The following is a 19,001-nucleotide window of genomic DNA, read 5'->3' on the forward strand; positions in this document are numbered from 1 at the left end:
TGACGAGAATTTGCATTCTCTTTATGACACTCACTCGATGTTCAGTTTTCAAAGGGCAATTTCATTTCCCAGCATTCCGATCGGTTAATTCAACCTCTCGAAAGCGACCTCCTTAATATATCACGTCTGCTCTATCATTGCAAGCTTTATTTTTTTCAAGATTCGAAAGTCTCAAGTTTTTAAAGCCTGCCGCAGAAGCGACAAGGAGTAATATATCAAATCTGCAAACAGAAAGCAACCCTTTTTTTATATTTAATTTTTTTCCACTAGAATGATTATGACTTAAAGCCATAAAAAAGCCGCGGCCATCCGATTCAACGGCGGCAGCGGCTTTACTAATGATTTGCGTCAAACCGACCACGCTTCGAGCTTCAGCAGCGGCTCGGCTTTCATGTCGAACGGGGCGAATTGCCCGCGCCGGTATTTCAAAAAAGCCGCGGCGGCAATCATCGCCGCGTTGTCCGTGCACAGGCTGAGCGGCGGAGCCAGCAGCGGAATGCCAGCTTCCGCGCAGCGAGCCTCGAGCTCGGCGCGCAGACCCTTATTGGCGGCGACCCCGCCGGCAAGGATAAGCTGCTTCGCACCGTAAGCACGCACGGCGCGGAGAGCCTTCTCCACCAGGACGTCGATAACCGAGTCCTGGAAGCCTTTCGCCACGGCCTCTGGGGCCAGCGGCTGGCCTTTCATGGCGGCCTGATTCAGGGCCGCCAGCACGGCCGACTTCAGCCCGCTGAAGCTGAAGTCGTAGGAATCCGGCTCCAGCCAGGCGCGGGGAAGCGTGACCGCTTCCCGGGCCTCATGCGCCAGCCGGTCAATATGCGGGCCGCCGGGATAAGGCAGCTTGAGCGCCCGCGCGACTTTGTCGTAAGCTTCGCCCACCGCGTCGTCCCGGGTCTGTCCGATAATGCGGAAACGCCCTTCGGCTTCCACAAACACGAGCTCGGTATGGCCTCCGGACACGACCAGCGCAACAAACGGGTATTTCAGCTCATTCACGAGCTGATTGGCATAAATATGCCCGGCGATATGATGCACGCCGATCAGAGGCAGCTCCAGCGAACAGGCCAGCGCCTTCGCCGCCACCATCCCGACCAGCAAGGAGCCGACCAGACCGGGCCCTTGCGTCACGGCGACAGCGGCCAGCTCGGCCGGCTTCACGTTCGCCTTGTCCAGCGCCTCTTCAATAATCCACGTGATGGATTCCACATGCTTGCGCGAGGCGACCTCGGGCACGACGCCGCCGAATCGTTGATGCGTCTCGATCTGGCTGGACACAACGTTCGCCAAGATGTCTTTACCATCGCGGACAATCGCTACGGATGTCTCGTCGCAGCTTGTTTCCACAGCCAATATATAAACGGGTCCGCCGTCCCGGTTGGGGCGAACGGACACCGCTTCGTTCGATTGTTCGTTCATCGTCAATAAACCTCTCGTCTGTTCTCGAACCGCCCGCAGGCAGCCGATTTCTTTTATTTGGAGAGCCGTTCCGATTTGGGCAGATCCGCCCACATAATAATCGCATCTTCTTTATTGTCGGTATAATAGCCCCGTCGAATACCGACGGAACGAAATCCCATCTTCTCATACAAGCGTTGGGCAATTAAATTGGATGGACGCACCTCCAGCGTCATGCGGAGCGTCCCGTAAAAAACAGCCGTCTGCTGCATTTCCGCAAGCAGCCGTTCCCCAAGCTTGCGCCCGCGGTATTTTTCGCGAATCGCGATATTGGTGACGTGCGCCTCCTCCATAATGAGCCACATGCCGCCGTAGCCTGCAATTTCGCCTTCGTACTCCAAAACGAGATATTTGGCGAAATTATTGCTTGTCAGCTCGTTGTAAAACGCCCCGGCCGTCCAAGGCGTCGCAAACGATTCCTGCTCGATCTCGCAGATCACGGGGATGTCGTCCGTGTGCATAGGGCGAAAAAGCATGGCTCCGTCAAAGACAGGCTGCGCTTCGCGTTTAGGTTCCATATCGGACAGGCCTCCCCTAAGATTTCTTGGCGAGAAGTTTGGCTTCCGCTTCCGCCAATTGCGTATAGTTCGGAACCAATCCGTGAACATCCTCGGTTTCCCCCCGCTTCCACCGCATCAGGCCAAGCTCAGCGACATGACGGGCCCGCAGCTCATGCGGAGCTTCCGTTACCGGTCCGCCCCACCGGGAGGCAAACGAACGGATCGCTTCCTGATGCAGCTCCAGCTCGCCCGTAAAAACAACGCGGCCGGGTCCGGTTTTCGCCTCTGCACCCAAGGAAAGGAGCTCGTCCGTCCAAGAGGCGGTCAGACGAATACCGTCCGGCACCTGGCACTTCCAGCCCTCAGGCGAAACGGCGTACAGCGCCGTAAACGCTTGTCCCCTGCGGGCGTCGATCAGCGGGACGACCCATGTCGTCTCCCCCGTCGCGCGCGCCGCGTCAAGCAGCGAATCCATCCCCTGAAGCGCTCCGCCCCGCACAGTTTCCCCGTCTTGAAGCGAGCCGAATTCCGAGGCGGAGCCGGCTCCGCCGAGCGCCAACGCTTCGAGCGTAGAGACGCCGAGCAAAGCCAGCTTCTGCGTCCAGGCAAAGGTTTTGGCCACCGTTACGCCGATTCGCACGCCGGTATAGGAACCGGGCCCGACGCCGACGGCAAACGCCGACAGCTCGTCCGGCCGTACGCCGCACTCCGCCATGAGCCGCTGCAAGTTCGGCACGAGGTAAAGCGAATGGTTTCGCTCCGCTTTCGAAGTAATTTCCCCCAGAATTTCCTGTCCCCGGGTCAACGCGGTCGTCATCGACACGGTTGACGTATCGACGGAAAGCATAAGCTTGCCGTCGCCATATAAAGTCGAATCTGATGCCGTATTCTGAATCATTTTAACCATCCGTTCTGTTGTAGCTTCGCACACCACGCTTCATAAGGGTCGCCTGACGGCTTGAGCGTGAAGCTCCGCCCGTCTTCTCCGTCGGTCTCAATCCGAATCTCCAACCGATGCGGAGGCAAAATCTCTTCGATCAGCGAAGCCCATTCGACAAGCGTAATGCCGTTTCCGTAAAAGTATTCGTCCAGCCCCAAGTCATCCGCCTCTTCCAAAGACAACCGGTATACGTCCATATGGTAGAAAGGGAACTCGGAACCCTCGTATTCTTTGATGATCGTAAACGTAGGACTGTTCACGATGCCCTTGACGCCTATCGCCTTGGCTACCGCTTGTGAGAATGTCGTCTTGCCCGCCCCCAGGTCGCCGTCCAGCGTAATGACGGTCCCCGGGATAAACAACGAGGCCAAGCGTTCCGCCAATACGGAAGTATCGGCTACTTGACGGGCTTGAAATGCATAAGTGGCCATGTCAGGATCGTCCCTTCACCCGGTAAAATGATTATAGCCGCGCTTGGCGAGCGGTACCACACTACCGTCGCTGCGCACAAGCCGTACGCCGGAATGCTCCCCGTGGACATATCCGATCAGATAGAGCGGCAGCCCCGCTTCCTTAAACTGCGTCTGCAGCTCGACGGCGTGCTCGGCAGGCGCCGTTCCGATTAATTGGTAATCCTCGCCGCCGTACAGCATGTAATCGAGCGGGTCCTTTCCTTGCCTTGAAGCATATTCCAGCAGCTCGCCCGACACGGGAATCCGATCTTCGATCAGATCGATTCCGATATTCGACGCCGCGGCAATTTCCCACGCTTCGCTGGCGATCCCGTCGCTGACGTCGTTAAGCGCATGACAGAAGCCGGACCGCCGCAGCAGCTCGCCGGCCTCGATCTGCGGCTCCGGACGACAGTGCGCCCGGATCAGTCCGGGATACCGCTTCAGCTCCGGGTCGTCGTCCCATTCCTCCGCCGGCTTGTTCTTCCCCAGAAGCCATTCCAATCCGGCCGCCGAATCGCCGGTAAAACCGGTAATAAATACGACATCTCCCAGCCTGGCTGTCGAGCGGAGCAGCGCTTTGTCCGGTTCCGTCTCTCCGATCACCGTGACGGTCAGCGTGACGCCCCCGATACACGACGTCGTATCCCCGCCTGCAACAACGACCCGGTAACGGTTCGCGCATTCGTACAACCCGTCGTACATCGCGCGCACACGCTCCACCGGCGTCGACTTCGGCATACTGAGCGCCACGAGGGCATACCGCGGGGTTCCTCCCATCGCAGCGATATCGCTGACGGCGGAAGCCATCGCTTTGTACCCGATATCCGCATCGCGCATCGTCACTCGCTTGAAATGAATATCTTCCGTCATCGTATCGCAAGTGAGAATCCACCGGCTATCCGAAGAGGCGCGAACGACGGCCGCATCGTCGCCGATCCCTGTCTCTACGCCGCCGGCCCGTTGAAAAGCGATCGTTTGCTTCCCGCCGTTCAGCAGGTCGATCAGCGTAAATTCGTCGACCGAGCTCACATCTATCCGCCTCCGCTCTTGTATTGACAACTATTATAGCCGTTCCTTTGTATCTAGACAAACATGCCGTTTTGCTATTGTTTCGGAGCGCCGAGTATCGTTCGAAACGCTTGTTGCTCCCGGATCTTTCAGGTATATCATACCACCGATTCCCTATGACTGACTATCGGCTTGCCTGATTGTATAAGCCCCGAAGCCGCTTTGCCGCAGCAAAAAAAGCTTCCCCAGCCACGGGCCCTCTAGGCCTGCATGCTTTCGGAAAGCTTTTGCTCAAACACGATCCTCGCAGGAGTTATTGGACTTCCTGAAGCTCTCCGACCGGAACGACGCGGGCGTCGGCAGGACGATCTTCCACATGGACTTTGGCCGTTTCCTGCTCGGAGTCTACGCTGTCGATCCATACGGATACGCCGTTCAACTCCACGCTGACCTTTTCTTCGGATTTCATAATTTCTTGAGCGCGGTATACTTTCATTGCCCGTTGCCCTCCCCGCTGATAACCGATTCGGGATGATCCATCGTATCGGTCGTCGATTCCTCGATCAGTCCGTTATGGATCGTCACCTGCCCGCCGCCAAGACCTTCGTTGATCATCCGGTCGATGTCCATAAAATTGGAGTCCCGCCCTTCATGGGCCGCATCATCCGTAAACTTGCCCCCGGACGTATTTGCTTCGCTCATGATTCCTTTTCCTCCTCCGATCGAAATGTTCGGGCCGGCATGACGATGCTGTTTGGCCATCCATGCAGCCTTCTTCTGTAGCATGTCCCAATTTCTTGCGCCGACATTCGCGCGCGGTGTAATGGGACGCTTCCATTTTGCGTATACTGTATAGAAAGTAGACGGCCAGCTCAGGCCCCCGGGAGGTACAGCCATGCATACGGTTTGGAAAGGCGCCATCAGCTTCGGCTTGGTGCACGTGCCCGTCAAGATGTTCTCGGCGACGGAAGACAAAGACATCTCGATGCGCATGATTCATAAGGATTGCAGCACGCCGCTGAATTTCGTCCGCAAATGCCAGCACTGCGATCGCGAAGTGGAGTGGGGGGAAATCGTCCGGGGCTACGAATACGAGCCGGGCTCGTTCGTGCTGTTCGAGAAGGACGAGCTGGAGAAGCTGACCGGCGAGATCACCAAAGAAATCAAGATTCTCGATTTCGTCGACTTGTCGGACATTGACCCGGTTTATTTTCAGAAAACGTACTACCTCGCTCCGAACGAAACCGGTGCCGGGGCCTATAGTCTGCTGCTCGAAGCGATGCGGCAAACGGGCAAAATCGGCATTGCCAAAGTATCCATCCGGTCCAAAAGCAGCTTGGCCGCCATTCGCATTATCGACCGGTGCATTGCGATGGAGACAATTTTTTACCCGGACGAAATCCGCTCGGTGGAGCATGTGCCGAACCTCCCGGAGCAGAGCAACGTGAACGAGAAAGAGCTCGAAATGGCGAAGCTGCTGATCGGCCAGCTGGCAACGTCGTTCGAGCCGGAAAAATACAAGGACGATTACCGCTCAGCCGTGCTGCAAGCGATCGAGTCGAAGGTTTCCGGTCAACAGGTTCGCGTCGCGCCAGAGCCGCATAAAGCGAACGTCATCGATCTGATGGCCGCGCTGCAGGCGAGCCTTGAAGCGGTCAAACCGGTAGTAACCGAGCCGACGCCGGGGACGACCGAGAAAGCCAAAGCCGCGAAACCAAGAAAAGGCAAGGCGAAAACGAAAGAAACGATCGGCTGAGCGCCGATCGTTTCTTTGTGCCGGGAGGGATCCCTTTCTCCGTGCTTACTTGCTCCAGTCCTGCAAGCGCCAAACCTGAGTAATCCAATCTTCATAGAATTCCGGCTCGTGGGAAACGAGCAGAATGGTGCCTTTGTACGCCTTCAGCGCATCCTTGAACGCTTCCTTCGCCCGGACGTCCAAATGGTTCGTAGGTTCATCCAGTACGAGAAGATTGCTGTCCGTCAGCATGAGCTCGCACAAACGGACCTTCGCCTGCTCCCCGCCGCTAAGCGAGCTTAGGGGCTGCCGGATATGCTTTTCGGTCAAGCCGGCCATGCCTAGCGTCTGCCGGATTTCCTTCTGGGTCTTATCCGGGCGCAACGACCACAGCCGCTCAAGCGCCGTTTCGTCCGAAGGCAATTGCTCCTGGGCGAAATAGGCCGGTTTGACCCGTTCGCCGAGCTGTACCGTGCCGCTTAACGGCAGCAGAAGGCCCAGCATCGTTTTGAGCATGGTCGATTTCCCAATGCCGTTGTACCCGACAATCGCCACTTTTTCCCCGCGTTTCATTTGCAGGTTTACGGGAACGGATAGCGGCTCCGCATAGCCGAATTGCAGCTGTTTCGCTTCCATGATCCGGTTCACGGGTTCCATATGAACATGAAAGCTGTAGCGGGGTCGGGACCCGGACGTCGGTTTCTCGATCCGCTCCATTCGCTCCAGCGCTTTTTCCCGGCTTTTCGCTTGCTTGGCTTTCCGGTTCCGGTTCTTTTGGATAAAACTCTCCAGCCGGTCGATTTCCTTCTGCTGGCGCTCGTACGCGTCCTGCCACTGCAGTCGGCTTAGTTCGTAATTTTTGACGAATGCGGCATAGTTCCCGGCGTAACGTTTGATCGTCTGATGCTCTAAATGAAAGATCGTCGCTGTAATTTCATTCAGGAAGGCTTCGTCATGCGAGACGACCAGATACGCCTGCTCGTAACGCTTCAAATAGCCGGTCAGCCATTCGATATGCACGTCGTCCAAGTAGTTGGTCGGCTCGTCAAGCAATAAAACGTGCGGCTCCTCCAGCAGCAGCTTGCCCAGCAGTAGCTTCGTGCGCTGCCCCCCGCTCAGCTTGTCGACCTCCCGGTCTTTGCCGAGCTCAAGAATGCCTAATCCCGCAGCCACCTCTTCGATCTTGGAGTCGATGCCGTAAAAATCGGCATGCTCCAGCCGGCTCTGCAGCTCACCGTACCGGGTTAACAGCAGTTCGAGGTTGGCGTCCGCCGCGACCATTTGCTCCGCGACCTGATGCAAGGCCCGTTCCAGCTCATACAGATGAGCGAAAGCGCCCCGCAAGTAATCCATAATCGTCATTCCCGCCTGCAGATCGGCGTGCTGCTCCAAATAACCGAGCCGCGCTTGCGGAGGCCATTCGATCTTGCCCGCATCAGGAAGCAGCTGTCCCGCTAAGACACGCAGCAAGGTCGACTTACCGGCCCCATTGCTGCCGACAAGTCCCGCATGCTCTCCTCGCAGCAGCCGGAACTGGATATTTTGGAATATTTTTTTATCCCCATACGTATGGGTAAGCTGTTCGACGTTCAACATACTCATGAAAGCTCTCTCCTTCTCGCTTCAGGTTCGAAGCCAACCGGAGAAACAGCCGGACAAAACTCTATTCAATTAGCTAAAGTTGTGGAAAACAAAAAACGGGCAAGGCGAACACGCACCTGACCCGTTGCAAATTGTATCATTTGAACGAAAGGAATCGAGTTCTTTATCTACTGTTCTCCGGTTGGCTTAGGGTGAAAAATGGGCAGACTTCTCCCGTTTAAGCCAAATTCCGTTTCAGAACAGTCGATAAGAAAAACATTTCCTTTCCACCTCGTTTACCAAAGTTAATTGTGTTGCACCTTCAACTATACTGAGCTGCTGGCCGTTATGTCAAGCGGAAAATGGGAATAACTGTTAATCAAACCCAATCGATAAGGGGGCTTTGCCATGTTGAACCCAGTCGTTCCCTTCGAACCGATAAGCACCGATTCGTTCCCAAAAGGCGGCGAATGGATCGCGCAGATCAAATGGGACGGCGTGCGCATGCTGTCCTACTGTGACGGCTCCAAGGTCCAGCTCGTTAATCGAAGATTAAACAATCGGTCCTTGCAGTATCCCGAGTTTTTGTCTCCTTCCCGCTACTGCTCGGCCTCTTCGTTCATATTGGACGGCGAATTCATCGCCTTCGACCATCATAAGCCGTCGTTTCACGAGATTATGAAGCGGGACAGTCTAAGAAAGCAGCAAAACATAGAGCTCGCCGTTACGCAGACCCCGGTCACGTACATGATCTTTGACGTTTTGTTTTGCAGCGGACAATGGGTCACGGATAAGCCTCTTACGGAGCGGCAGCGCATTCTGCAGGAGATTGTCATCCCGCAGCCGAATGTGCAAACGGTGCAAAACTTTGCTGACCCAAACGAGCTGCTGCAGGTGATGATCAAGCATCAGATGGAGGGCATCGTCTGCAAGAATTTGAATAGCACATATATGATCGGCGGCAAGGATAAACGGTGGCAGAAGCGCAAAATATTTTACGATCTGCTGGCCGTCGTAGGAGGTGTCACGTACCGGGACAATATCGTCAATTCGCTGCTGCTCGGCTTGTACGACGGGCAGGGCAGCCTCTACTACATCGGGCACGCTGGCACCGGGAAGGTGACGCAACAGGAGTGGCGGGAGCTGACGGCACGCGTAACGTCCATGAGGACGAAAACGAAGCCGTTCGTGAACGAGCCCGAACGAAGCAAAGACGCGGTTTGGATCGTTCCGCAAATTGTAGTTAAGGTGCAGTTTATGGAATGGACTCCGGGGCATACGATGAGGCATCCCAGTATTCAGGCGTTTGTCGAGATGGACCCGCGCGAATGCAAATTCCCTAACTTATAAAAAAAGCAAGCGGCGATTACTTATCCGCTTGCTGACCGCCTCCGGTAGGCACCGGAAGACGAATGGTAAAGCTGGAGCCTTCGCCGACCCGGCTGCTTACTTCAATCGTTCCGTCGTGAAGATCCACGATCGATTTCGTAATCGACAGCCCTAACCCGGCCCCTCCGTAAATACGGGCGCGCGACGAATCGATGCGGTAAAACCGTTCAAACAAGCGAGGCACATGCTCCTCCGGGATGCCGCTGCCGTTATCTTGGACCGTCAGCAGGGCCTCTTCCTGCGTCTGCTCCAGCGAAACGCGGACGGTCCCCTCAGCGGGATCGGTATGTTGGACCGCGTTGTGGAACAAATTGAGCAGCACCTGCTTGATTTTGTCTTTGTCGATGCAGGCGGACACGTCAGGCTGGACGGAGAACTCCACGTTCCTCCTGCCTGCCAGCAGCCGGAGCTGCGGCTCCATTTCATCGACAATATCGCTGAGCGATTCTTCCTTCAGGTCTACGGTTGGGTGGCGGTCCAAACGAGCCAAGAGCAGCAGGTCCCGAACCAGCTTATTCAACCGTTCCGACTCGCCGTACATGCTTCTCAGCGCCTTGTCCAGTTGATCCGGCTTTTGGGCAGCTCCGCGCAGCAGCACCTCCAGAAATCCGTGAATCGACGTAAGCGGCGTTCGCAGCTCGTGCGAGGCATCCGCAATAAAGCGCCGCATCTGCTCCTTCGCTTCCTTCTCCGTTTCGAATGAAGCTTCCAGCCGCTCCAGCATGCGGTTGAACGACCGGGAGAGCCGGTCGATCTCCAGTTGGCCTTGATGCACCGGCAGCCGTTCGTCCAGCTTCCCCGCATCGATCTGCTCGACGGTTTCGATCATGTTGGAAAGCGGGACAAGGGTTCTGCGCAGAACGGGAAGAAACGCGGCAACCCCCATCCCCAGAGCGGCCGCAGCCAAAGCCAGGAAGGTCCAAAGCTGGCTGAGCAGCACGTCCCGAATCGGCCCCATGCTCGTGCTGATCTGAGCCAGTCGCCCACGCGGAGCTATGCGCTGCAGAACGACCAACTGCTCGATCCCCTTGTCGTCCTTGACAATGAGATAGTGCGGCTGCTTTTGCTCCCGTGCAAGCGCCTCCCCGTACTCTTCAGCGGAAAGCCGCGGCACCGATCCGGCGCGGGGATTATTCGTGACGATCCGGAAGCTGTCGCCCGGCCCGACGAACGCCAACGAAGCTTCCGGCAGAAAAGGCCCCCTTGCTCTGCCATTGTCGATATTCGGATTCAACCAGATATCCAGCGGAATGGAAAAAAATTGACTTTGGACGCTGGCGACCTTATTTTTAATCATAAATTGCTCCATGAACACATATTGCAGAACGCCGATCAACAGCAGCAGCCCCGCCAAAATAAACAAGGAACGGGAAAGGAGCTGGAGGCGAAGCGAACGGGGCGCGAAGACACGCCGGAAACGTTCCCACACCCGCATCATCCGAGATCTACCCGGTAGCCCGATCCCCGGAGAGTCCGAATGATCCGGTGCTCCTTGTCGTTCAATTTATCGCGGAGCGAGCGGATGTACACTTCGACGATATTGTCCTCCCCGCCGAAATCGTATCCCCAGACCTTGTCCAAAATGACCGTTTTGCTTAGGACCAGACCGTGATTGACGACCAGAAAAGACAGCAGCTCGTATTCCGTCGGTGAAAGCTCCAGCACCCGGTCTTCGTAGCGGATTTCTTTGCGGCGGTCGTCGATGCGGAACGGTCCGTACGCCACCTCCGCGAACAGATGGGGAAACTGGTTGCGCAGCCGCGCATAAATCCGGGCCAGCAGCTCCTCGAAGCTGAACGGCTTGACCATATAGTCGTCGGCCCCGAGCGTCAGTCCTTTGACCCGGTCTTCCACTTCTTCCTTGGCCGTCAGCATGATAATAGCGACGTGCTCGGTTTTCTTCAGCATCCGGCATACCTCGAACCCGTCCATGCCGGGCATCATGACGTCCAGAATGACGATATGCGGCCGGGCTTGCTTGGCTAACGTGACGGCCGTAAATCCGTCCGGCGCGGTAAAAACTTCAAAGCCTTCGTTTTGCAGGCCCAGCTCCAAAAACTGGACAATATTCGGTTCGTCGTCAACGATTAATATTTTCACGCCTTTGATTGGCTGCATGATGTCACCTCTCTATGTATTGTACACCAATCCCACCTCATTGATGGAAGCGTTCGGGATGATTCAGCGAACTTTCAGTTTATCTTTATGATCCTTTCATCTGCGGGTTCTATAATAAACACATTCCGTTAGTCTCCTTGGGAGTGAACGCTATGAAAACAACGAAATGGACCAAATGGCAGCTCGGCGTGATAGGCGCCGTCGGAATCGCTTTTTTGTTCCGCGAAATCAAGGATAGCCCGAATTTTGCGCTGGCCGCGCAGCAGCATCAACCGCAAGACAAGACGCTTTCGGCTCAAGGAGAGCAGCAGCAAGACCCTGTGTTGCAGGAATGGAGAAATCAGAGTCGAAGCCGGGCAAACGATTCGGGTTCCAATTCCGGTTCCGCCAAACGCCACAGCCGTCCGAATCGTTCGGATACCGGTAATTTGGGCGGCAGCTCCTCCAGCTCGCCGGAAGCGGTGACGCCGGGCGGCAGAATGCAAACGAGAACGGGACGCTCGTAAAAAAAGGGATGATTTTCCATGAAGGAAAAACTGCATCATACAGCCTTTCGGGCAATGAATACCGATATTGAGGTTGCGTACTTCAGCGACTCGGAACGTTTCGATCTGGAAGATCAGGTCCGCGATTGGTTCGAATTCGCCGAAGAGCGGTTCAGTCGTTTCCGGCCGCAAAGCGAGCTCTCCTATCTCAATCGTTCGGCCGGACGAATCTCCATGGTTTCGGAGACGATGCTGGAGGTGCTGCGGTTGGCGGATTCATACCGCGAACGGACGGACGGTATGTTCAATCCGCTTATATTGAAAGCCTTAAAAGCGGCAGGATACGATGCTACCTTCGACCAAGTCCGTCAGCGTCAGGAACACCGGAATACATCCGAGCCTGACACCATCCGTATAGACGGGAGTTGGGAGCTCGACACCGCGATGAAGTCCGTTCGCTTCCCGCCGCATGCGGAGATCGACTTGGGCGGTATCGTCAAAGGCTGGGCCGTCAGCCGTTTGGCAGGCTGGATGCGGGAAGCTTGGGCCGTACCGTGCGGCATGGTCAATGCCGGGGGCGATCTGGCCGTCTGGGGAGCGAACCATCGCCATAAAGAACAAACCTGGCTTATCGGAATCCAGAATCCGTGGAATCCGGGCGAAGACGCGGGCGTTCTGCACTTAGGGGAAGGCGCGGCGGCGACGTCAAGTACACTGGGCAGGCAGTGGTTGACGCATGGCAGCGTCATGCATCATCTGATCGACCCCCGCACGATGTCCCCGAGCCGGAGCGACGTCGTACAATGCACCGTAGCCGGCAGCGATGTCGTCGAATGCGAGATTTGGGCCAAGACGATGTGTATTGCCGGCCTAGAGCATGGCTTGTCCCTGTTTCGGGCCGAGGCCGCAGGCTGTGAAGCGCTTGTCTTTTTAAGAGACGGACGCATTCATTTCATTGGAGCCGACGCCTCGCCGGCCGTCCGCTGGCAGCTTCCGACAGCAACGCTTAGATATTGAAAAAGATTAAGGAGGCGCCGACATGATTCAATGGATCGTCGATTGGCCCGTTTGGCAGATCATTCGGGTGACAGGCATCGTTTCTTTCGTTTGCCTTTCGCTGGGGATCGCTCTTGGCATCATTTACAGTTACCCGGTCTGGCCGGCAAAAAGCAAAGCGAAGCTGTACAAGCTGCACCAGCTTTTCAACCATACCGGCATTGTGCTTATGCTTTTGCACGCCGTTTTTCCGGTGATCAGCACGTACATGCCGTTTTCATGGAAGGAAGTGCTGCTGCCTTTTGCCGCGCAGCATGAACCGGTCCTCAACGGACTCGGCACGCTGGCCGTTTATGGGCTGCTCATCGTTTTATTGTCGACGGATCTCCGCAGCGCCATCGGCAAAAAACTTTGGCATATGCTCCATTTGCTGTCTTATCCGATCTTTATTTTGGTCGCGGTACATGGCTTTTTTCTCGGCTCGGATACGGCCTTGGCCGGAATCCGGTGGACCTATATCGGTTCGTTCATTTTGATCGGGCTTCTCACGATCGGGCGTTTGATGTTCATTTCCTCTCAGGGACCGGCAGCGAAGAAAGAAAAACGGCTCGTTTAGGCCGCATTCGGATGTTAAAAAGGATGGAGCGGGATATACTAACTAAAAAACCATCGGCGCGCTGAACGCTTGCGCCCCATGACCAACAGGAGGGATTGCCGATGCCCGCACCCGCCAAATATCCGAAAACGAAAGGCACGCTGATCGTCGAAGGCCGGGAGCTGACGGTGACGAATCCGGATAAACCGCTGTGGCCGGAAAAAAAGATTACGAAAGCAATGTATTTGCAAAAGCTCGCCGAGCTCTCCCCTTACCTGCTGACCTATTGCCGCGATCGTTATTTGACGACCATCCGGTTTCCCCATGGCTGGAACGACAAGTCGTTTTACCAGAAAAACGCCCCTGAGCCGACACCCGATTTCGTCAAGACGGCGATGCTGGAATCGATCCGCTACGTTCATCTGGATTCCCTGCCTACGCTGCTGTGGCTGGGGAATTTGGCCTGCCTGGAATTTCACCCCTCGTTTCACCGGATTGGCGAGACACTGCCCGTCGAATGGGTGATCGATATTGACCCGAGCGTCGATCCCGAGCCGCGCATTATGGAGGCGGCCCAGATTATCGGCGGCATTCTGGACGGGATGAATATCCGGTCCGTACCGAAAACGTCCGGCGCCACGGGCGTGCAAATCTACGTCCCGATTGCCCGGGAGCTCGGCTATACGTTCGAGCAGCTCCGGCGGATCGGACAGTTCGTCGCCACGTTCGCGGTGCAAAAATACCCGAAGCTGTTCACCGTCGAGCGGCTTAAAAAAGACCGCGGCACCTTGATTTACATCGATTATCTTCAGCACTGGTACGGCAAAACGTTGTCCGCCCCCTATACGCCGCGGGCCCGCAAGGACGCCTCGGTGTCGACTCCGCTGACTTGGGACGAAGTGGCGCTCCGCCCCGATCCCCGGGATTTTCACCTGCTGAACATTATGCAGCGCCTGCAGCAAAAAGGAGACCTGATCGCTCAAGTCCCCCCGCAGCAGCTAGATCACGTGCTGTCCATTATTCGTTAACCCATAGAACCGGTGCCGCGCCGCTTCCTAGAAAAGCGGCGACAGGAGCCGCGCAATGACTTCCTTGCCCTTCTGCCAGCGGGAGCGCTTCTCGAACGCCTCCAGCTTGACCTCACGGCTTTCCTTCAAATCGAGAATAAAATCGGTTTCCAGCCGGTGAATCGTCTCTTTGTCGAACATTACGGCGTTCAGCTCGAAATTGTTGTAAAAGCTCCGCATATCCATATTCGCGGAGCCGACCGAAGCGAGCAGATTGTCGATCAGGATGACCTTGGCGTGGATAAAACCTTTTTGGTAGGCATAGAAGCGGACTCCGGCCTGCATCAGCTCTTCCAAATACGATCGAGAAGCATAGTTCACGATGCGCGAATCCGCTTTTTGCGGGAAAATGATCCGGACGTCCACTCCGCTGATCGCCGCTGTCTTTAGCCCCATGATGATACTCGGATCGGGGATGAAGTAAGGGGTGGTAATGTAAATTCTTCGCTTGGCTGTCGTAATCGATGCGAAAAACATCTCCAGAACGGTATCCCAATGCGCATCCGGTCCGCTTGAGATAATCTGTACGGGCTTGCGGCCTGGGCAATCGTGCTCGGGGAAAAATTCCGAGTCCGCCAGCCGCTCTCCGCTCACAAACATCCAGTCGGTCAGAAACGTATACTGCAGCGAATACACCGAGTCACCTTCCAACTCCAAATGCGTATCCCGCCAGTACCCCAGCTTGGGATTCGCCCCCAGGTATTCGTCTCCGATGTTGATTCCCCCGAGAAAGCCGCGGACGCCGTCAATGACGACGATTTTGCGGTGGTTCCGGTAATTCATCCGCTTGTCAAAAAAAGCAATCACTGCCGGTAAAAAGAAGTACACCTCGCATCCGGCCTGCTTCAGCTCTTGAACGAACCGGCTGTCGAGCTGGTAGCTGCCGATGCCGTCGAAGATGCAGCGCACCTTCACACCTTCCTGCGCCTTGCGGATCAGCAGTTCGTGGAACTGTCGGCCGATGCCGTCGTGACGAATAGTGTAGAACTCAAAGTGAATGTGCCCCTTCGCCTGCTCCATGGCAGCCAGCATCGCCGGATACGCCGCGGTGGCGTCGGTCAGCACCCGCACTTCGTTATGCGTCGTAATAAGGGCGCTGGGAATGTTATTGAGCAGCGAGAACAGCCTCGGCTCGTTCCGCCAGCCGCGCAGCCGGTCTTCCTCGGGCTGGAAATCCGCCGAATGCTGCTTTTTGCCAATATGCCGTATATCGTTCACGAGCCGCAGCCCTTTGCGCTTCACCTTTTTTCGCTGCGTATATTCTTTGGCCAAAAAATAATACATCACAAAGCCGATGACCGGAATGAGAAACAAGATGAAAAGCCACGCCATCGCCTTGGCCGGGCGGCGAAATTCCCCGACCAAAATTGTGAGAATCTGAACGATGAATAAGGTCAGTGCGATGACGAGCCAAAGCACATCGTCATTCCTCCTTTTAAAACAACAGGCGCTTTCCAATCTGTTCTAGCTTTTACCTTTACCCGCCCGCCTATTCCTCATTATGGCACAGGGACCCAACGATTTGTCATAAAATTTCGCAAATGGTGGAAAATATACAAGACACGCTCCGGCAATGCTTGGATAAGATGCCGCGGGCAGGAAGGAGTGTCATGATCCATCCGAAAAACCGCAAGAAAAAAGGACAGGACGACTCGAAACACCCGCTGCGAAAAGCGGAATATCGTTTTATCGACGAACTGCGCTCCGTGCCTGTCTTTATGAGCATCGAAGAAAACAAAAGTTATTTGGAGGATCTGTTCAAGGACTGCTCCGATTTCGTCATTCGCGAGTTCCGCATCGAGCAAAGCTTGCCCGCGATTTTGTTTTTTGTCGACGGCATGGCCAAGACGGAGCTTGTGAACGAAACGATGAAATCGCTGATGATTCTGGAAGGCGGAGAGGAGCTGATCGACAACATCTCCGACACGACGCTGCCCGTCTCCCAGATTCAGAAGGCGGACAATTATGCGGATATGCTGCTTTCCGTACTCGGCGGCGACACGGGGCTGATCGTCGAGCGCAATAATAAGGCGCTGCTGCTCGGCATGCGGGGGATGGAAAAAAGATCCATCAACGAACCCGATACCGAGTCAGTCGTGCGCGGCCCTCGTGAAGGGTTCGTAGAAAATATCCGGACAAACACATCCATGGTTCGCCGCAAGCTGAAAACGCCGCATTTAAAAATGAAGCCGATGACGCTCGGCCGGGAAAGCAATACCAATGTGGTCGTTACCTATCTGGATGATCTGGCCGACCCGAGCGTCGTCCATGAAGTGGTCAAGCGGCTGGAAAAGATAAACATCGATGCCGTATTGGAATCGGGCTATATCGAAGAATTGATTCAAGATTCGACGTATTCGCCCTTCCCTCAGCTTCAATATACCGAACGGCCGGATGTCGTCGCGGCCGCCCTGCTGCAGGGGCGCGTCGGCATTATGGTGGACGGAACGCCGTTTACGCTGATCGTGCCGTTCGTCTTTGCCGAAATTATGCAGGCCAGCGAGGATTACTACGAGCGGTACCAGATCGCCACGCTGATCCGTTGGCTGAGGTATACGTTCATGGTGCTGTCGCTCTTGACGCCGGCCTTATACGTCGCTATTACAACCTACCATCAGGACCTGCTCCCTACGTCTCTGCTGCTGTCAGTCGCCGCCGCCCGGGAAGCGATCCCGTTCCCGGCCGTCATCGAAGCGCTGATCATGGAAGTGACCTTCGAGGCGCTGAGGGAAGCAGGCATCCGGCTGCCTAAAGCGATCGGGTCTGCGGTCAGTATTCTGGGGGCGCTCGTTGTCGGACAGTCGGCGGTGCAGGCAGGCATCGTATCGGCGCCGATGGTGATCGTCGTATCGCTTACCGGGATCGCCTCGTTCACGATCCCGCGGTTTAACGGAGCGATCGCGATACGAATGCTGCGGTTTCCGATTCTGATCGCCGCTTCGCTGTTCGGAATGTATGGCATCCTGATCATGATCATGCTGATCATGGGGCACCTGGCCAACCTACGCTCTTTCGGCGTTCCTTACTTATCGCCGGTCGGACCTCTATCCTCCGGCGACCTGAAGGATATTCTCTTCCGCGCGCCTTGGTGGGCGATGGGACAACGTCCTTCCTTTATGCCCCTGCAGGACAGCAAAAGGATAGACGATTCGCTGCCGCAGGAAATTACGGAGCAATCCGGCCAGCGGGGCAAAACCATCGACCATACGATAGAGGAGGGAAAGGAGCCTGTAGAATGAGATCGCGCCGGAGCCGCTTATCCCTTATTCTGCTCTCCCTGCTCTGCCTAACCGGGTGCTGGGACCGGGTGGAAATCAACGACACTGCCTTTATTTTGACGACCGCGGTGGATGTGGAGCAAGACGGCAAGATCCGGTACAGCGTGCTGATGCCGCTCCCCGGGAGTATGGGCGGAGCCTCCGGGGGCGGAGGCGGAACGGCCGGAACGAAAAGCTACTACATCGATTCCGAAGTCGGCACCACGTTTCGGGAGGCGCAGGCCCGGCTGCAGCGGCGGATGTCCCGCCGCATGTTTTTCGCACACCGCAGAACCTTGTTGATCGGCGAGGATTATGCCAAACGGGGGATCCGGAACGTCTTCGATACGACGCCCCGCTCTCCGGAAAGCCGGATGACGCTTTATATGGTCGTCGCCAAAGGAAAAGCTTACAAGCTGCTGCAAGCAACGCCGCAGTTCGAGCGTTTCCCGTCGGAAGCGATCCGGGAGCTTGTGAAGGCACGGAACGTCATCCCGATCAACATGAAGCAAGTCGCCCTCTCGCTCAGCAGCCCCGGCAGCGATGCCGTAACGGTCTACATGGGCGTGAAAGAAGCGCAGAAAACCTCCAAAAACACGAAGAAATCGAAGGAAATCGAGTTCCTCGGCTATGCGCAATTTCGCGAAGACAAAATGACCGGCGTGTTTGAGAATGTGGAGGCAGACGGGCTTGCCTGGCTGAAAAGCATGTCTGTGCAATCAACCGCTACCGTAAAAATCGAGGACCGGTATACGATTACGCTGAGCATCTTCGATTCGAAATGCCAGATTCGGGCCCATACGGTACGCGGGAAGCTCCGGTTTGACATCCGCACGGAAGCCAAGGCCAAAGTAACCGAAAGCTTGGGTATGTACGACCTCAGCCAAACGGGCAAGGTCCAAAAGGTGGAGGAAGCGATGAACCGTTACATCGAACAATCGATGCGAAAAGCGATCCGCAAAATGATCGCCAACCGCACCGATTCCGCGCAATTCGGATCGTATTTGTGGCGGGAGCATCCGGGACTCTGGGAGAAGAAGTACGCATCGCGCTGGCCGGCCGGGATGAAGGACGCCGATTTCCGCATCCAGGTAAGAAGCGTGCTTACGGAAACAGGCCTGATCTACGAAAACGTAACGAAAGCGGAGCGTACCCGATGAACTCCCAGTTTCTCGTATGGTTTATGGTGCTGATGGCGTTTCATTTATTTTTGAACTTGAAGCATTGGGCGAGACAGCCGAAAGCAACGGCACGGCTGTACACCTTCATTACGCTTGTGACACTGGGTCTCTTTCTCTGCGTGGCGTCGGGCTACCAGCCCCCGATGCCGACACGTTTTTTTATCGAGCGGGTGTCGCCGTGGGTTTTCTCAATTATCCATCCTCAGTAAACGAAGCGATGGAGGAAAGCGGGTGAACGC

21 protein-coding genes are annotated in these 19,001 nt (G+C 55.8%); 9 read left to right on the plus strand and 12 right to left on the minus strand.

The features are described 5' to 3' along the window. Nucleotides 1-112 precede the first annotated feature (112 nt). The 8 genes from ET33_RS38805 to ET33_RS35040 form a co-directional block, all read right to left on the minus strand. Nucleotides 113-361, minus strand: coding sequence for a hypothetical protein (locus ET33_RS38805; RefSeq protein WP_152570766.1), 249 nt, complete (start codon nt 359-361; stop codon nt 113-115). After that, the gene (gene tsaD, locus ET33_RS35010) at nt 349-1,416 is read right to left on the minus strand and encodes a tRNA (adenosine(37)-N6)-threonylcarbamoyltransferase complex transferase subunit TsaD (RefSeq protein ID WP_036693683.1); all 1,068 of its coding nucleotides are present in this window, start codon (nt 1,414-1,416) and stop codon (nt 349-351) included. Before tsaD ends, ET33_RS38805 begins: the two co-directional genes overlap by 13 nt. A 53-nt stretch (nt 1,417-1,469) precedes the next feature. Next, nucleotides 1,470-1,973: a ribosomal protein S18-alanine N-acetyltransferase gene (gene rimI / locus ET33_RS35015; protein WP_036693684.1), complete on the minus strand. Its 504-nt coding sequence runs from the start codon at nt 1,971-1,973 to the stop codon at nt 1,470-1,472. Between the two features lie 16 nt (nt 1,974-1,989). Continuing rightward, a complete protein-coding gene (tsaB, locus tag ET33_RS35020) occupies nt 1,990-2,853 on the minus strand; it encodes a tRNA (adenosine(37)-N6)-threonylcarbamoyltransferase complex dimerization subunit type 1 TsaB (protein WP_036693686.1) in 864 nt (287 codons plus the stop codon). Then, complete coding sequence (gene tsaE, locus ET33_RS35025) at nt 2,850-3,326, minus strand: tRNA (adenosine(37)-N6)-threonylcarbamoyltransferase complex ATPase subunit type 1 TsaE (protein ID WP_036693688.1); 477 nt, start codon at nt 3,324-3,326, stop codon at nt 2,850-2,852. The genes tsaB and tsaE overlap by 4 nt, the downstream gene beginning before the upstream one ends. A 15-nt stretch (nt 3,327-3,341) precedes the next feature. Continuing rightward, the gene (gene thiL / locus ET33_RS35030; RefSeq protein ID WP_036693690.1) at nt 3,342-4,379 is read right to left on the minus strand and encodes a thiamine-phosphate kinase; all 1,038 of its coding nucleotides are present in this window, start codon (nt 4,377-4,379) and stop codon (nt 3,342-3,344) included. Between the two features lie 292 nt (nt 4,380-4,671). Continuing rightward, nucleotides 4,672-4,854 (minus strand): H-type small acid-soluble spore protein, encoded by a 183-nt coding sequence (locus tag ET33_RS35035; protein ID WP_036693692.1) that lies wholly within the window; start codon nt 4,852-4,854, stop codon nt 4,672-4,674. Continuing rightward, the gene (locus ET33_RS35040) at nt 4,851-5,060 is read right to left on the minus strand and encodes a hypothetical protein (protein ID WP_051776100.1); all 210 of its coding nucleotides are present in this window, start codon (nt 5,058-5,060) and stop codon (nt 4,851-4,853) included. Before ET33_RS35040 ends, ET33_RS35035 begins: the two co-directional genes overlap by 4 nt. A gap of 193 nt (nt 5,061-5,253) precedes the next feature. On the opposite strand from ET33_RS35040, the gene ku reads away from it, so the two are divergent. Next, nucleotides 5,254-6,114: a non-homologous end joining protein Ku gene (gene ku / locus ET33_RS35045; RefSeq protein ID WP_036693694.1), complete on the plus strand. Its 861-nt coding sequence runs from the start codon at nt 5,254-5,256 to the stop codon at nt 6,112-6,114. A gap of 45 nt (nt 6,115-6,159) precedes the next feature. Here ku and ET33_RS35050 read toward each other — a convergent pair whose 3' ends face one another. Continuing rightward, entirely contained in the window at nt 6,160-7,695 is a 1,536-nt protein-coding gene (locus tag ET33_RS35050) for an ABC-F family ATP-binding cassette domain-containing protein (protein ID WP_036693696.1), read from the minus strand. A gap of 387 nt (nt 7,696-8,082) precedes the next feature. Here ET33_RS35050 and ET33_RS35055 point away from each other — a divergent pair, with 387 nt between their 5' ends. Then, on the plus strand, nt 8,083-9,024 hold the full coding sequence (locus ET33_RS35055; protein WP_036693698.1) for an ATP-dependent DNA ligase: 942 nt from the start codon (nt 8,083-8,085) through the stop codon (nt 9,022-9,024). A gap of 16 nt (nt 9,025-9,040) precedes the next feature. On the opposite strand, the gene ET33_RS35060 is transcribed toward ET33_RS35055, so the two are convergent. After that, nucleotides 9,041-10,498 (minus strand): sensor histidine kinase, encoded by a 1,458-nt coding sequence (locus ET33_RS35060; protein ID WP_036693758.1) that lies wholly within the window; start codon nt 10,496-10,498, stop codon nt 9,041-9,043. Further along, nucleotides 10,498-11,181 carry a response regulator transcription factor gene (locus tag ET33_RS35065; protein ID WP_010496046.1) on the minus strand — a complete coding sequence of 228 codons (684 nt, stop codon included), beginning with the start codon at nt 11,179-11,181 and terminating at the stop codon, nt 10,498-10,500. The genes ET33_RS35060 and ET33_RS35065 overlap by 1 nt, the downstream gene beginning before the upstream one ends. A gap of 152 nt (nt 11,182-11,333) precedes the next feature. Here ET33_RS35065 and ET33_RS35070 point away from each other — a divergent pair, with 152 nt between their 5' ends. The 4 genes from ET33_RS35070 (at nt 11,334) to ligD (ending at nt 14,285) form a co-directional block, all read left to right on the plus strand. Then, on the plus strand, nt 11,334-11,687 hold the full coding sequence (locus ET33_RS35070) for a hypothetical protein (protein ID WP_036693700.1): 354 nt from the start codon (nt 11,334-11,336) through the stop codon (nt 11,685-11,687). Between the two features lie 18 nt (nt 11,688-11,705). Then, nucleotides 11,706-12,683 (plus strand): FAD:protein FMN transferase, encoded by a 978-nt coding sequence (locus tag ET33_RS36915; RefSeq protein ID WP_051776090.1) that lies wholly within the window; start codon nt 11,706-11,708, stop codon nt 12,681-12,683. A gap of 22 nt (nt 12,684-12,705) precedes the next feature. Beyond that, nucleotides 12,706-13,278, plus strand: coding sequence for a ferric reductase-like transmembrane domain-containing protein (locus ET33_RS35080; RefSeq protein WP_036693702.1), 573 nt, complete (start codon nt 12,706-12,708; stop codon nt 13,276-13,278). Nucleotides 13,279-13,379: 101 nt separating this feature from the next. Next, on the plus strand, nt 13,380-14,285 hold the full coding sequence (gene ligD / locus ET33_RS35085; RefSeq protein ID WP_036693704.1) for a non-homologous end-joining DNA ligase: 906 nt from the start codon (nt 13,380-13,382) through the stop codon (nt 14,283-14,285). 27 nt (nt 14,286-14,312) lie between these two features. On the opposite strand, the gene cls is transcribed toward ligD, so the two are convergent. Then, nucleotides 14,313-15,743, minus strand: a complete 1,431-nt coding sequence (gene cls, locus ET33_RS35090) for a cardiolipin synthase (protein ID WP_036693707.1) — start codon at nt 15,741-15,743, stop codon at nt 14,313-14,315. A gap of 191 nt (nt 15,744-15,934) precedes the next feature. On the opposite strand from cls, the gene ET33_RS35095 reads away from it, so the two are divergent. From ET33_RS35095 to ET33_RS35105, 3 genes are read left to right on the plus strand one after another with little or no spacing between them, the layout of a single operon-like run. Then, the gene (locus ET33_RS35095) at nt 15,935-17,563 is read left to right on the plus strand and encodes a spore germination protein (RefSeq protein ID WP_036693710.1); all 1,629 of its coding nucleotides are present in this window, start codon (nt 15,935-15,937) and stop codon (nt 17,561-17,563) included. Further along, nucleotides 17,560-18,741 carry a Ger(x)C family spore germination protein gene (locus ET33_RS35100; RefSeq protein WP_036693713.1) on the plus strand — a complete coding sequence of 394 codons (1,182 nt, stop codon included), beginning with the start codon at nt 17,560-17,562 and terminating at the stop codon, nt 18,739-18,741. Before ET33_RS35095 ends, ET33_RS35100 begins: the two co-directional genes overlap by 4 nt. Next, on the plus strand, nt 18,738-18,971 hold the full coding sequence (locus ET33_RS35105; protein ID WP_036693716.1) for a hypothetical protein: 234 nt from the start codon (nt 18,738-18,740) through the stop codon (nt 18,969-18,971). The genes ET33_RS35100 and ET33_RS35105 overlap by 4 nt, the downstream gene beginning before the upstream one ends. Nucleotides 18,972-19,001: the final 30 nt, after the last annotated feature.

It is taken from the genome of Paenibacillus tyrphae (assembly GCF_000722545.1).
GTDB lineage: Bacteria > Bacillota > Bacilli > Paenibacillales > NBRC-103111 > Paenibacillus_G > Paenibacillus_G tyrfis.